11 protein-coding genes are annotated in these 13,369 nt (G+C 73.3%); 7 read left to right on the top strand and 4 right to left on the bottom strand.

Annotated elements, in window-relative coordinates; translation table 11 throughout:
- Nucleotides 1–30 precede the first annotated feature (30 nt).
- Both AB0H81_RS27515 and AB0H81_RS27510 read right to left on the bottom strand, forming a co-directional pair.
- Nucleotides 31–1,812: a hydantoinase B/oxoprolinase family protein gene (locus tag AB0H81_RS27515; RefSeq protein WP_358380347.1), complete on the bottom strand. Its 1,782-nt coding sequence runs from the start codon at nt 1,810–1,812 to the stop codon at nt 31–33.
- On the bottom strand, nt 1,805–4,045 hold the full coding sequence (locus AB0H81_RS27510) for a hydantoinase/oxoprolinase family protein (protein WP_358380345.1): 2,241 nt from the start codon (nt 4,043–4,045) through the stop codon (nt 1,805–1,807). The genes AB0H81_RS27515 and AB0H81_RS27510 overlap by 8 nt, the downstream gene beginning before the upstream one ends.
- A 103-nt stretch (nt 4,046–4,148) precedes the next feature.
- Between AB0H81_RS27510 and AB0H81_RS27505 the strand changes: the two genes are divergently transcribed.
- The 6 genes from AB0H81_RS27505 to AB0H81_RS27480 all read left to right on the top strand — a co-directional run bounded on the left by AB0H81_RS27505 (nt 4,149) and on the right by AB0H81_RS27480 (nt 11,729).
- Entirely contained in the window at nt 4,149–5,642 is a 1,494-nt protein-coding gene (locus AB0H81_RS27505) for a hypothetical protein (protein ID WP_358380343.1), read from the top strand.
- Nucleotides 5,642–7,159, top strand: a complete 1,518-nt coding sequence (locus AB0H81_RS27500) for a serine/threonine-protein kinase (RefSeq protein WP_358380341.1) — start codon at nt 5,642–5,644, stop codon at nt 7,157–7,159. The genes AB0H81_RS27505 and AB0H81_RS27500 overlap by 1 nt, the downstream gene beginning before the upstream one ends.
- Before the next feature lie 87 nt (nt 7,160–7,246).
- The gene (locus AB0H81_RS27495; protein ID WP_358380339.1) at nt 7,247–7,903 is read left to right on the top strand and encodes a response regulator transcription factor; all 657 of its coding nucleotides are present in this window, start codon (nt 7,247–7,249) and stop codon (nt 7,901–7,903) included.
- An 87-nt stretch (nt 7,904–7,990) separates the two neighbouring features.
- Entirely contained in the window at nt 7,991–10,054 is a 2,064-nt protein-coding gene (locus AB0H81_RS27490) for a DUF6421 family protein (RefSeq protein ID WP_358380337.1), read from the top strand.
- Nucleotides 10,051–10,680: an SDR family NAD(P)-dependent oxidoreductase gene (locus AB0H81_RS27485; RefSeq protein ID WP_358380335.1), complete on the top strand. Its 630-nt coding sequence runs from the start codon at nt 10,051–10,053 to the stop codon at nt 10,678–10,680. Before AB0H81_RS27490 ends, AB0H81_RS27485 begins: the two co-directional genes overlap by 4 nt.
- Nucleotides 10,677–11,729, top strand: a complete 1,053-nt coding sequence (locus tag AB0H81_RS27480; RefSeq protein WP_358380333.1) for a low specificity L-threonine aldolase — start codon at nt 10,677–10,679, stop codon at nt 11,727–11,729. Before AB0H81_RS27485 ends, AB0H81_RS27480 begins: the two co-directional genes overlap by 4 nt.
- Before the next feature lie 14 nt (nt 11,730–11,743).
- Here AB0H81_RS27480 and AB0H81_RS27475 read toward each other — a convergent pair whose 3' ends face one another.
- Nucleotides 11,744–12,232, bottom strand: a complete 489-nt coding sequence (locus tag AB0H81_RS27475; RefSeq protein WP_358380331.1) for an RNA polymerase sigma factor — start codon at nt 12,230–12,232, stop codon at nt 11,744–11,746.
- A complete protein-coding gene (locus AB0H81_RS27470; RefSeq protein WP_358380329.1) occupies nt 12,229–12,693 on the bottom strand; it encodes a hypothetical protein in 465 nt (154 codons plus the stop codon). The genes AB0H81_RS27475 and AB0H81_RS27470 overlap by 4 nt, the downstream gene beginning before the upstream one ends.
- A 93-nt stretch (nt 12,694–12,786) precedes the next feature.
- On the opposite strand from AB0H81_RS27470, the gene AB0H81_RS27465 reads away from it, so the two are divergent.
- Nucleotides 12,787–13,263, top strand: coding sequence for a DUF3995 domain-containing protein (locus AB0H81_RS27465; RefSeq protein WP_358380327.1), 477 nt, complete (start codon nt 12,787–12,789; stop codon nt 13,261–13,263).
- Nucleotides 13,264–13,369: the final 106 nt, after the last annotated feature.

Genomic DNA, 13,369 nt, shown 5'->3' with positions numbered 1-13,369 from the left:
GCCGAGCTCCAGGCCGCTGTCAGCTTGACCTCATGAGGGATCGCGGCTGAGCGTGCCGTCCGCATCCACTCGGACGCCGTAGTCCTCGGCGGCGCCCCGCAAGGACACGCGGCCCGCCCGCACGTCCTCCTCCACCGCCGCAAGATCCCGCTCCAGCGGCGGGCCGATCCCGCCGCCCCCCGTCGTCTCCACGACGAACGCCTCACCGGCCGCGAACCGGACGTTGTTCACCTTCGATGCCAGCCGCTCCAGCGTCCCGTCCAGGTGACGCCGGTAGAAGCCGCCGAGGCGCCCCGGCAGCCCGCCGTCCCGGCCCGGAGGGGCCAGGCGCAGCCGGTCGCCGCGCGTCGTCACGTGGCAGTCCGCCAGGAACCGGTACACCGTGCGCGACCCCAGCCCGCCTCGGAACCGGCCGGGACCGCCCGAGTCGGGGATGGTCTCGACCGACTCCACCAGCAGCGGGCAGCGGCTCTCCACCGGCTCCGCCTGGGGCACCGAGTTGCGGCCGATCCCGAAGTGCACGCCCGTCGCGTCCGGCCCGTCGAGCCCCCGCCGGGCCCCGACCCCGCCGAAGTCGTACGCCAGATGGATCCAGTACGGCGCCCCCAGGGCCGCGATCGAGAACGGCTGCAGGATCCCGCTCGCCGCGATCGCCCGTTCCGGCACCGCGTCCGACAGCGCCTGGAGGACGGCCTCCATGGCGGCGTAGATCGGCACGTACCGGCCGCCGCACGGGTACGGGGCGCGGGCGTCGAGCAGCGACCCGGCGGGCAGCCGCACGTCGATGGCGCGCAGGCAGCCGTCGTTCATGGGGATGGCCGGGTCGAGGAAGCAGCGCACCGCGAAGACCGCCGCCGCGAGCGACTGCGACGCCGACGCGTTGATCGCCGCCGGCACCTGCGGGTCCGTGCCGGCGAAGTCCACCACCGCGTCCACTCCCGGGCTCGCCCCCACTCCCGGGCTCGCACCCGCGCCCGGGTCCGCACTCGCGCCCGCATCCGTTCCCGGACCCGCCGCTTCGGGGCCGGGCAGGGTGAGGGTGACCCGGACGTGGTGCGGGGTGGCGAGGTCGATGCCGTCGTCGTCGATCGGGTACGACGCGGCGAACCGGCCCGCCGGCAGCTCCGCCAGCGCCGCACGGGTGCGGGCCTCCGTGTAGCCGAGGTACGCCTCGATGCCCTCGGCCAGGCCTGTCTCGCCGTACTCCTCGACGAGCGCGCCGAGCCGGGCGGCGGCCACCGCGGTGCCGGCGATCAGCGCCCGCACGTCGCCCATGACCTTGTCCGGGGTACGGCTGTTGGCGCGCAGGACCGCCTCGACCGCGGGCTCGATCCCGGCGGCCGTCGCCAGGCGGATCGGCGGGAGCTGGAGCCCTTCCAGGAAGATGTCCGTGGCCAGCGGCGCCATGCCGCCCGCCGACAGCCCGCCCAGGTCCGAGACGTGGATCATGGTGGCGGTGAAGTACGCGGGCTGTCCGCCGACGAACACGGGCCGGTAGACGAGCAGGTCGTTGGTGTGGACGCCGCCCCGGTAGGCGTCGTTGAGCACGTACGCGTCGCCCGGCCGCATGGAGGCGAGCGGGATGTCGGCGACCAGCTCGGGCAGCGCGACCTTGAGGGCCATGCTGTTCATGAGGGTCGTGGCCATGGACTGGGCGATCAGCCGCCCGTCGGCGTCGAGAAGGGCGGCGGACGCGTCCGAGCCCTCGACGATGAACGTCGAGTAGGCCGAGCGCACCACCACGATGCTCGCCTCCTCCGCGGCGACCACGAGGGCGTTGCGCAGCACGTCCGCGGTGAGCGTGTCAGACATCCCGAGCCTCCTCTCCGGAGCCGGTGGAGGAGACACGGGCGCTGGGGGAGAGGGCGCGGGTGCCGTGAGAGGAGGCTTGGGTGCCGGTGGAGGGGGCGCGGGTGAGGTGGACGGCGCGCCCGGGACCGAGCCGGGCCGTCCAGCCGGGCGGCACCACGATGGTGGACTCGGCGTCCTCGACGATCGCCGGGCCGGGCAGCGCGCGCAGGGCCGCCAGGGTGGCGCGGGTGTGCACGGGCGTCTCGGTGTGGCCGCCCAGCTCGGGGAAGTACGCCGGACGCGTCCCGGGCGGCGGCTGAGGAGACGTCTCTCCGGACGCGGCCCCGGCGGAGGGGGCGAGGGGCGGCTCCCCAGGTGGGGCGAGGGGCGACTCTGCGGGCGTGGTTCCGGGAGGGGGATCGGCGGGTGACCTTCCCGCCGGAGCCGGAGCCGGAGCCGGAGCCGGAGCCGGAGCCGCCGGAGCCGCCACGGCCGTCGGGGCCGCCAGGGTGACCCGTACCCGGTACCCGACCAGCTCGACCTCCCCCCGCTGCTCGATCCCGTACACCTGCGCGTACCGGGAGAAGAACCGCGACTCCAGCCTCTCCCGCGACGGGTCCCACGCCACCGTCAGGTCGTGCGACTGCCCGAGGAAGCGCGCGTCCACCGACCGCTCGACCCGCACCCCGGGGTCGTCCGGCGACACCCCGAGGTCGGCCGCCGCCGCGGACGTCAGCTCGGCGAAGACCGCCTCCGGATCGCCGGCGCCGAGCCGCGACAGCACCCGGTCGGCCGACAGTTCCCCGGCCAGCAGGCCGGCGGCGGAGGCGACCCCGCAGTGTTCGGGCACCACGACGAGCCCGATCCCGAACCGCTCGGCGACCCGCGCCGCGTGCGCGGGTCCCGCCCCGCCGAAGGCCACGAGCGCGAACCCGCGGGGGTCGATCCCCCGCTGCACGGTCACGACGTGCACGGCCGCGGCCATGGCGGCGCTCACGATCGTGTGGACGGCGTGGGCGGCCTCGGCCCGCGACACGCCGAGGGGCTCGGCCAGCCGGTCGAGGGCCTTGCCGGCGAGCGACGGCGACAGCGGGATGGACGCGGCGGCCAGGTAACCGAGGACGAGGTTGGCGTCGGTCACGGTGGGCTCGCCGCCGCCGAGCCCGTAGCAGGCGGGGCCGGGGGAGGAGCCCGCCGAGTGCGGCCCGACGCGCAGGGCCCCGGCGGCGTCGATCCAGGCGACGCTGCCACCGCCCGCGCCGACCTCGGCCAGGTCGATGGCGGGCGTCTTGATGGGCACGCCGGTGCCGGCGCGCCGCCCGCCGAAGCTGCCCTTGCCGCCGACGTGGAACTCGTGCGTGATCTCCGGCCGCCCGCCGCGCACCACGCACGCCTTGGCGGTGGTGCCGCCCATGTCGAACGAGATCACGTCCCCGAGGCCGGTGGCCGCCGCGGCGAGCACCCCGGCCGCGGGCCCGGACTCGATGGTGGCCACGGCCCGCCGGGCGGCCAGGCGGGCCGACATGACGCCGCCGCCCGACTCCATGACGTGGACGGGGGCGCGCACGCCCAGCGCGGCCAGCGCGTCCTCCAGGCGCGACAGGTACGACGCCATGAGCGGCCCGACATAGGCCGACATGATGGTCGTGGTGGCCCGTTCGTACTCACGGATCTCCGGCCACACCTCCGAGGAGGCCACCACGTCCGGCACGTGTTCGCGCAGGATGGCCGTCACGCGCCGCTCGTGCGCGGGGTCGGCGTAGGAGTGCAGCAGGCACACGGCCGCCGACGTGATGCCGCGCCGGGCGATCTCGGCGGCGGCCCGCCGGGCGGAGTCCTCGTCGAGCGGGGTCAGCACCTCGCCACGGGCCGAGATCCGCTCGGTCACCTCGAAGCAGTCGCCCGGGTCCACGGGAGGCGGAGGGGGCGTGAAACGCAGGTCGTACCGGTCCTCCTCGACCCGCGCGTACCGGCCGAGCGGCACGACCGCGCGGAACCCCTGGGTGGTGACGAACGCGACGCGCACGCCCGTGCGTTCCAGCACCGCGTTGGTGGCCAGCGTGGTCGCGTGGACCACCCGTGTCACGAGCGCAGGGTCGAGTCCGGAGAGCACACGCGTAACGCCGGTGACGATCCCCGCGATGGGGTCGTCGTGGGTGCTCAAACACTTGGTCACGGTGACCGCGCCCGAGGGGCGGCGCAGGACCACGTCGGTGAAGGTGCCGCCGACGTCCACGCCGATCGCGAAGCCCATTCCGGTACGTTAGACAACAAGCAAGCGCTTGTCTACGGGCGCCTCTCTTGACTTACGGCAGGTGATTGGGACGCTGTTTACAATCCTGCGAAACGGAGCGGCGATGGCTCGTCTCACAGCTCTGGCCGGCGGCGCCGCCGTGGCGCTGATGGCGCTGTTCCTCCCGCTGTCCATTCCTCTGGCACTCCCGGCCGCCGCGCACGAACACCCCAGCGGCATCACCGACCTCGTCACCCCCGCCGTGGTCCGCGTCGAGGCCACCGCGCACATCGACATCACGCTCCTGGACCACATCCGGGACCTCATCCACGTGGAACGGTCCTACCAGGTGCCCATCGGCGCCGGCACCGGGATCGTGGTCCACCCCGAGGGCGGGATCGTCACGCTCACCCGCGTGGTCAAGAGCGAGCAGGACCTCGCGGTGTACGCCGCCAACAAGATCTTCGCCGCGCACCACAACGTGAAGATCCCGGCCGACTTCGAGCGGCACAAGCTCAAGGACGACGTGCTCGACCGCCATCTCCAGCAGTGCTACCCTCCTCTGAGCTCCAAGGCCACCTGCATCTACAGCATCAGGACCGACATCACGGTCTTCCCGAACGTCTCGCCGGCCGACCCCAAGGGCCTCAAGGCGGACCTGGTCAAGGCCGGGCCCGGCCCGGACACTCCGGCCGTGCTCCAGACCTCCAGCAGGGTCGTGGGCGGCGTCGGCCTGCCCACCGCCCCGCTCGCCGACCGGGTGCCCGAGTCGGCCGGTTCGCCCACCAACGTGGCCGGTTTCCTCGGCAAGCCCGGCCCCACCGTGCAGACCACCGTCGAGATCGCCCATCTGAGCAAGGGCGGCGGCGCCGGCGAGAACGGCCGGCCGTTCGCCGACCCCGAGAAGAAGGTGGACGAGCCGGTGAAACTGGCCGGCCTGGCCGACCGCGGCCTGCGCGGCGCGCCCGTCATCGGCGACAAGGACGGCCACGTCGTCGGCATGCTCATCGGCGGCGGCCGGGCCGCCCGGATGATCGGCGTCAGGGAGATCACCTCGGCGCTGACCAAGGCGGGCGTCGCCCCGCGCCGGGGCGCGATCGACTCGGCGTTCGAGGCGGCGCTGACCCGCTACCACACGAAGTACTACACCGAGGCCGCGCCCGGCTTCCAGCGCGTGCTGGAGCTATACCCGGGCAACGTGGTGGCCGCCGGGCTGCTCAAGGACTCCCTGGCCAAGAGGGGCGGCCCCGAGGACCGCGGGGTCCGGCCGGTCGCCGTGCCGCCGCGCGCCTCCACCCCGCTGTGGCCGTTCATCGTGGCGGCCGGGGTGCTGTTCCTGGCCGCGGCGACCGGGGCGGTCCTGCTGTGGCGGCGCCGGCGCGGCCCCGAGCCCAAACCCGAGCCGCCGCCGCTGGTCGCCGTGCCCCCGCAGCCGCTGGACGAGGGGGCCAACCAGACCGTGGTCGTCCGGCGCTCCCAGCCGTTCGCGGTGATCCCGCAGCAGAAGCAGGTGCTGACGGCGCAGGAGACGTCCGTCAAGTACTGCACGGCCTGCGGGATGCGGCTGGGCGCCGCGCACCGGTTCTGCGGCTACTGCGGTCACCCCAGCGAGACGTGATGCAGGTGAACGAAAGATCACTCATCGGCCAGGAGGTGGCCGGCTATTACATCGAGGACATCGTCGGCAAGGGCGGCATGGCCGTCGTCTACCTCGCCCTGGATCCCCGGCTGAGCCGCCGGGTCGCGCTCAAGATCCTCAATCCGGTGCTGAGCGTGGACGACCGCTTCCGGCAGCGGTTCATCCTGGAGTCCAGGACGGTCGCCAGCATCGAGCACCCCAACATCATCCCGATCTACGAGGCCAACGCCGACGTCGACGGCGTGCTGTACATCTCGATGCGCTACGTCGACGGCCTCGACCTGCGCCGCCTCATCTACGACCGGGGGCCGCTGCCGCTGGCCCAGGCCAACCAGATCTTCGCCCAGGTGGCCGCCGCGCTCGACGCCGCGCACGCCCACGACCTGATCCACCGCGACGTCAAGCCGGCCAACATCCTGCTGGCCGGCGACCACGTCTACCTGACCGACTTCGGCATCACCAAGCACCGCACGTCGATCTCCGGGCTGACGCAGACCGACCAGTTCATCGGCACCCCCCGGTACATGTCGCCCGAGCAGATCAACAAGGAGCACATCGACGGCCGCTGCGACCAGTACGCGCTGGCCTGCGTCGTCTACGAGGCGCTGTCGGGGCGGCTGCCGTTCCAGCGCGACAACGACATCGCGCTGCTGTGGGCGCACCTGGCCGAGCAGCCGACGCCGCTGTCGCAGATGCGGCCCGAGCTGCCGCCCGAGGTGGACGCCGTGATGGAGCGGGCGCTGGCCAAGTCGCCCGAGCAGCGCTACCCGACCTGCGGCGCGTTCGTGGCCGCGCTGCGCGACGCGATGAGCGGCCACCTGGACGCCCAGCCGCTCGCCGCTCCCGTGCCGGTGCGGCCCCGCCGGCCGGCCGTCCGCGGCGGGACCGGCAGGCCGGGCCGGTTGCCGGTCATCGCGGCCACGATCACGGCGGCCGTCGCGGCGCTCGTGCTCGTCGTGCTGCTCGTGATGAGCCAGCGGGGCGAGGCGTGGGCCCGCTACCGGCCCACCACGGCCGCGCCGGTCGGCTTCGAGTTCCCGGCCGACTGGACGGTGCGCACCCATGAGGATCTGTTCGCCCTGGTCTCTCCGCACGCGCCGGAGTTCGAGTCGATGTTCGTCTCCGGGGCCGGCGCGGACTGGACGCCGGTGGTGCCGATCATCACCGACGACCCCGAGAACGCGACCGGCGTGTACGTCCAGGTCTCCGACACCCTCAGCACCACGGCCACGGACGCGCAGATGAAGGCCATGCTCGAAGGCCTGCTGCCCGGCAAGATCGACGTGAACGGCCCGGTGACCGAGCAGGCGGGCACCAGCCCCGCCACCCGCTACACGGGATCGCTGACCGACCGCGACAGCGGCGCCCGGCTCGGCTTCGTCGGCTACGTCGTGGACCGCAAGCCCAAGCCGATGCTCCTGCTCTACTTCTGCGCCCGCAACACCTGTGACGACGCCGTGCAGGCGCGCGTGCGCCAGAGCGTGCGCCTGTCGTGACCCCTGTCCGACTTGTGATCTTGTAAGCCACTTGTACGCGGCTTGACCTGGGTGTCCAATCCGCCCGGGGCCGTCTAGTCTCCGCGTGTGAGCATACGTATCGTCATCGCGGACGACCAGGCGATGATCAGGGCCGGCCTCCGCATGATCCTGGAGGCCGAGCCGGGCATGGACGTGGTGGGTGAGGCCGCCGACGGGCGCGAGGCCGTCGCCGTGGCCCGGCGCACCCGTCCCGACATCGTCCTGATGGACATCTCCATGCCCCGCCTCGACGGGCTGTCGGCGGCCAAGGAGCTGCTCGACGCGCCGTCCCCACCCAAGATCATCACGTTGACCACCTTCGACAGCGACGAGAACCTGTACGCCGCGCTGCAGGCCGGCACCAGCGGCTTCCTGCTGAAGGTGTCGCCGCCCGAGCAGCTGCTGGAGGCCATCCGGGTGGTCCACGCCGGCGACGCGCTGCTCGACCCCGCGGTGACGAGCCGGGTCATCGCCTCCTTCGCCGGCCGCCGCGACCCGACGCCCTCGCCGCGGCTGGGCGAGCTGACCCCGCGCGAGCTGGAGGTGCTGCGGCTGCTGGCCCGCGGCATCACCAACGCCGAGATCGCCAAGGAGCTGTTCGTCGGCGAGGCCACGGTCAAGACGCACGTGGCGCGGGTGCTCATGAAGCTGGACCTGCGCGACCGGGCGCAGGCGGTCGTCTTCGCGTACGAGTCGGGGGTGGTGCGGCCGGGAGCCGCGTGAATCTCAGCATCCGGAAGCCTTTTGTGAGGATTCGGGGGCCTGTGTGTATATTTTCCGTTTGGAAGCGGGAGTTACAGGAGATCTTTCATGCAGGCTTTCCCCAGGGTGCTGTTCGACGAGGCCCACAACGAGTCGTGGACCATCCGCCGTGACGTGGCCGAGGCCATCAACCCCGCCCACCCCGACGACAGCAGCTACGCCCGCGCGGCCGGGCTGCTGCGGCACCTGGGGCACACGGTGGCCGCCCACACCGACGGCCCGCTGACGGGTGGAGCGCTCCAGGACCAGGACGTGCTGGTCATCGCCCACCCGGCGGACGAGCGGTGGGAGCGCACCACCGGCCTCGGCGCCCCGGTCTTCACCGACGCCGAGCTCGACGCCGTACACGACTTCGTCGCCGGCGGCGGCGGGCTCGTCGTGCTCGCCGAGGAGGAGCAGGACAAGTACGGCAGCAACCTGGCCGACCTGCTCGCCCGCTTCGGCGTCGGCGTCCGGCACACCACCGTGCGCGACCCCGGGCACGCCCATCAGGGCGTCGCCACGTGGGTCGTCGCCGAGCCGGCCACCGGCGACGGGCTGCTCGCCGGTGTGAAGCGCGCCTGCTTCTACCGCTCCGGCGTCCTCACCGCCGGGCAGGACGCCACCGTCCTGTTCGCCACCTCGCCGCAGGCCGCCCCCGCCGGTGAGCCCCTCGCCGTCGCCCTGACGTACGGCCAGGGCCGGGTGGTCGTCTTCGCCGACTCCGACCTGTTCGGCGACGACTCCCTCGACGACCACGACCACCGGAGGCTCTGGAGCAACGTCGTCACCTGGGCGGCCCGCGTGCCCGCCGCCGCCGCCTCGGCCGCCGGCCGCGACGAGGCCAAGGCCGCGCTGTTCGCCCGGCTCAAGGCGGCCGTCGAGGAGCTGCGCCCCCTCCAGGTGAAGGACGGCTCCGTGCCCGAGGGCAAGGAGCGGGCCAAGGAGCTGGTCGGCGTCATCGCCGCCCGCGTGGCCGAGCTCGCCCCGCACTTCCCCCACGACGCCGCCTACCTCCAGGCCGTCCAGGACGACCTGGCCGCCTGGGCCGGCCAGGACCTCGGCGTGCCGGACTTCCTCGCCTCGCTGGAGCGCTTCCACCCCGACACCCAGCGGATCGACGGGCTGGAGCACCTGGTGGTGTTCCCCATGTACACCCAGAACGGCAACCCGAACCGCAACCTCGAAGCGGTCTGGCTGCGCACCATCTGGCCCGGCTGGCTGGCCGAGCTGGAGGCCGGCGGCTACGACAACCCGATGTTCGTGCCCATCGCGTTCGAGGACTTCACCTCCGGCTACGACACCCACTCGGCCGTGCTCTTCCCCGAGACCGTCGCCGTGCGGCAGGCGCCGGCCCGCTTCACCTGGGGCGGCATCTTCGCCGACCGCGAGGCCGCCCGCTTCCGGCGGGTGTCGGGCGCGGCGACCGAGACGCTCCGGCTCGACCTGCCGCCGGACGCCGCCCGGCTGCTCGCCTCGCAGCAGCTCGCCCAGGACACGTTCGTGCTGTGGGACCTCATCCACGACCGCACCCACAGCCACGGCGACCTGCCGTTCGACCCGTTCATGATCAAGCAGCGCATGCCGTACTGGCTGTACTCGCTGGAGGAGCTGCGCTGCGACCTGACCGCGTTCGGCGAGGCGGTCAAGCTGGAGGAGCGGGGCGTGCCGCACGCCCGCTACGTGCAGATCGCCATCCTGTTCGACCGGCTCTTCCGCTTCCCCATCACCGGTGAGCGGGTGCGCAACTACGACGGGCTCGGCGGCCAGCTCCTGTTCGCCTACCTGCACCGCAACGACATCGTGCGCTGGACCGACAACCGGCTCAGCGTCGACTGGGAGCGGGTCGCCGACGGCGTCGCCGACCTGCGCGGCGAGGTCGAGAAGCTCTACCGCGACAGCATCGACCGCTCCAAGCTGGCCCACTGGCTGGCCGCCTACGAGCTGGTCACCGCCTACGTCGAGCCGCACCCGGCCTCGACCTGGGCCAAGGGCGTCGAGGCGCTGCCCGAGGAGCAGAAGGCCAAGGTGGACGCGGTGCTGCCCGACGAGTTCCCCCTGAGCATGTTCTACGAGGCGCTGCGCCGTAAGCTGGCCGACGTGGTCGAGTCGACGAAGGGGATCCGGGGATGATCATCGTGGTGACCGGGGCCGCGGGCCCCACCGGCCAGGCCGTGGCCGACCACTTCCGGGCCGGCGGGCACACCGTCGTCGGCGTCGACCGTGACGAGGTCGACCTGCTCGACCGGGAGGCGGTCCAGTCGTTCGCGGCGCGCGTGGAGAAGGAGCACGGCCTCGTCGACGGCGTCATCCACCTCGTCGGCGGCTGGCGCGGCGCCAAGAGCTTCGCCGAGACCAGCCTCGACGACTGGGACGCCCTGCACGCCCTGCTCATCCGCACGCTCCAGCACGTGTCGCTGGCCTTCGAGCCGCTGCTGCGCAGGAGCGCCAACGGCCGCTTCGTCATCGTCTCGGCGCAGGCGGCGCAGCGGCCCACGGCCGGCGGCGCCGTCTACGCCGCGGCCAAGGCCGCCGCCGAGGCGTGGACCCTGTCCCTGGCCGACGCGCTGCGCGACACCGATTCCGCGGCCGTCATCCTCGTCATCAAGGCGCTGGTCAACGACGCCATGCGCGCGGCCAAGCCCGAGGCGCGCTTCGCCGGGTTCACCGACGTGCGCGACCTCGCCCAGGCCATCGGCGGGCTCTACGACCGGCCCGCCGCGCAGATCAACGGAACCCGACAGGACCTCACGACGTGACACCACGGCACGACCCCTCGCTCAAGGGCTTCGCCAGCGACAACTACGCCGGCGTCCACCCGGAGATCCTCCAGGCCATCGCCGAGGCCAACGGCGGCCACCAGATCGCCTACGGCGACGACGTCTACACCGAGGCGCTGGCCGACGTCTTCCGCCGGCACTTCGGCGAGACGGCGCAGGCGTGGCCGGTGTTCAACGGCACCGCCGCCAACGTCGTCTCGCTGCGCTCCATGCTCGCCCCCTGGGAGGCGGTCGTGTGCGCGGAGACGGCCCACATCCACACCGACGAGGGCGGCGCCCCCGAAGTGGTGGGCGGCATCAAGCTGTTCACCGTGCCCACGCCCGACGGCAAGCTCACGCCCGAGCTGATCGACCGGCAGGCGTGGGGCTTCGGCGACGTCCACCGGGCCCAGCCGCGCGTGGTGTCCATCTCCAACACCACCGAGCTGGGCACCCTCTACACGCCGGACGAGATCGCCGCGATCTGCTCCCACGCCCACGAGCACGGCATGCTCGTCCACCTGGACGGCTCGCGCCTGACCAACGCCGCAGCCGCGCTCGACGTGCCCATGCGGGCGCTGACCACCGACGCGGGCGTGGACGTGCTCTCCTTCGGCGGCACCAAGATCGGCATGTTGTACGGCGAGGCGGTCGTGGTCCTCAACCCTGAGGCGGCCACCGGCATCGACTACCTGCGCAAGACGTTCATGCAGCTGTCGTCGAAGATGCGCTTCGTCTCCGCCCAGTTCCTGGCGCTGCTGTCGGGCGACCTGTGGCTGCGCAACGCCCGCCAGGCCAACGCCATGGGCGCCCGGCTGGCCGAGGCGGTGCGCGGCCTGCCGGGCGTGGAGGTGCCGCGGCCCGTCGAGGCCAACGCCGTCTTCGCCATCCTGCCGCCCGACGTCACCGAGCGCCTGCAGAAGCGCTTCCGCTTCTACGTCTGGAACCCGGCGACGGGCGAGGTGCGCTGGATGTGCGCCTTCGACACCACCGAGGCCGACGTGGACGCCTTCGCCGCGGCTCTCACCGAGGAACTCGGCGAGAGCTAGCCCGAAGGGGTTCCTCAGCCCTGCCAGGCCCGGCGGAAGCCGGCGCGCGCCCGGTGCAGCCGGGACTTGACCGTGCCGGAGGGGACTCGCAGCATCCGCGCCGCGGTCTCCTCCGGCAGCCCTTCCAGGTCGCGCAGCACCAGCACCGCCCGATGCTCGGGCGACAGGCGTTCCAGCACGTCCCGGATGTCCACGGCGCGCTCGACGTCGTGCGGCGACGGCAGCCCGGCCAGCTCCGCCGGGCTGGAGCGGCCGTCGCGCCGGGAGATCCTGACGGCCTCCCGCACGGCTATCGCCCGGGCCCAGCCGTGCAGGGCCTCGGGTTCGCGCAGGTCCCGCAGATGCCGGAAGATCGCGATCAGGGCCTCCTGGACGGCGTCGGGCCCGCTGTCCAGCGCGATGGGGCCGCAGATCCGCCCCAGGTACGGCGTCAGCTCGGCGAGCAGGTCGTTCATGGCCATCGTGTCGCCCCGCTGGGCGGCGCGCACCAGCGCGGGCGTCATGACGGGCTCCCGGCGACGCGGGCCGCGAGCCGGGCCAGCGCCCTGTCCCCGGCCGCCCGCACACCCCACGGCACCAGCGCGGCGCGGCCCGGGACGCGGACCCCGCCCGTCTGCGCGACCAGGGTGCCCTCCGGCACGGCCGTCGCGGCCAGGCCCACGAGCAGGAACCGGCTCTGCATCCAGCACCAGCCCGGCCGCAGGTCGACGTCGAACCGGGCGCGCATGCCGTACCGGCTGCGGGCCCTGGCCACGAGGCGGCCGTTCGGGCGCGCGGACTCGACGGTGAGACGCCGCATGTCGGGTTCGAACGTGCCGAACTCCTTCTCCAGGTCGCCCGCCACGGCCCAGACCGTGGCGAAGGGTGCGGGAATGACGCGCTCGGCGACGTACGCCCCGGGGATGGCGGCGGCGAGCGCGCGCAGCCGTCGTACGGGGTCCAGATCGGCAACAGGCCAGCTCATGTCCATCCGGAGGCGAGAGGGGCGCGAAAGGTTCCATGGAACCCGGGGAAAGTTCCATGGAACCATCGCGCCATTCGCCGGCTCTTGCCGGGTATGAACACTTCACGCCTCGGCGTCCTGACCGCCGCCGTCCTCCTCACCGACGCCGCCGCGCACCTGTACTGGCTGACCGGCAGCACCTGGCCCGCCCACGACGTCGGGTCGCTCTCGCGGGCGGTGCTGAACTTCGAGGTGCCCTTCACCCCGCGCGTCCTGGTGCCGCTCGTCGTCGTGCTCACCGCCGGGGCCGTGGCGGTCCTCGCGTGCTCCCGCGGCCGGGGCGGCCTGCCCGCGCGGGTGGTCACGGGCGCCGTGGCCGCCGGGACGCTGGTGCGCGCGGCGGCCGGCCTGGTGTGGATCCTCGGGATCGGCGCGGACGCCGCGACCCCGTTCTACTGGCTGAACCTGTTCCTCTACACGCCGCTCTGCGTGACCATGGCCACGGCGGCCGGCGTCATCGCGACGCGGCGCCCGGCCCGTGGCCAGGCCGTCGCACACGGTGGGCGGGCCGGCGCAGCATGTCAGGGGTGAGCGCTTCGCGCGGCGGTCGTCAGCCGGGCGGACGTCGCCTGACGCGGCGCCGGCTCTCGCGCAGGGCGAGGCGGGCGGCCTGCCAGCCGCCCATGCCGTGGGCGCC

This window comes from Nonomuraea sp. NPDC050691 (assembly GCF_040654455.1).
Taxonomy (GTDB): domain Bacteria; phylum Actinomycetota; class Actinomycetes; order Streptosporangiales; family Streptosporangiaceae; genus Nonomuraea.
The sequence above is the reverse complement of the archived record's forward strand: the minus strand, read 5'-3'. Positions and strand labels throughout refer to the sequence as shown.

Coding starts and splice junctions, on each gene's coding strand:
- AB0H81_RS27515 (WP_358380347.1), bottom strand. CDS start 1,812: ATGTCTGACACGCTCACCGCGGACGTGCTGCGCAACGCCCTCGTGGTC.
- AB0H81_RS27510 (WP_358380345.1), bottom strand. CDS start 4,045: ATGGGCTTCGCGATCGGCGTGGACGTCGGCGGCACCTTCACCGACGTG.
- AB0H81_RS27505 (WP_358380343.1), top strand. CDS start 4,149: ATGGCTCGTCTCACAGCTCTGGCCGGCGGCGCCGCCGTGGCGCTGATG.
- AB0H81_RS27500 (WP_358380341.1), top strand. CDS start 5,642: ATGCAGGTGAACGAAAGATCACTCATCGGCCAGGAGGTGGCCGGCTAT.
- AB0H81_RS27490 (WP_358380337.1), top strand. CDS start 7,991: ATGCAGGCTTTCCCCAGGGTGCTGTTCGACGAGGCCCACAACGAGTCG.
- AB0H81_RS27485 (WP_358380335.1), top strand. CDS start 10,051: ATGATCATCGTGGTGACCGGGGCCGCGGGCCCCACCGGCCAGGCCGTG.
- AB0H81_RS27475 (WP_358380331.1), bottom strand. CDS start 12,232: ATGACGCCCGCGCTGGTGCGCGCCGCCCAGCGGGGCGACACGATGGCC.
- AB0H81_RS27470 (WP_358380329.1), bottom strand. CDS start 12,693: ATGAGCTGGCCTGTTGCCGATCTGGACCCCGTACGACGGCTGCGCGCG.
- AB0H81_RS27465 (WP_358380327.1), top strand. CDS start 12,787: ATGAACACTTCACGCCTCGGCGTCCTGACCGCCGCCGTCCTCCTCACC.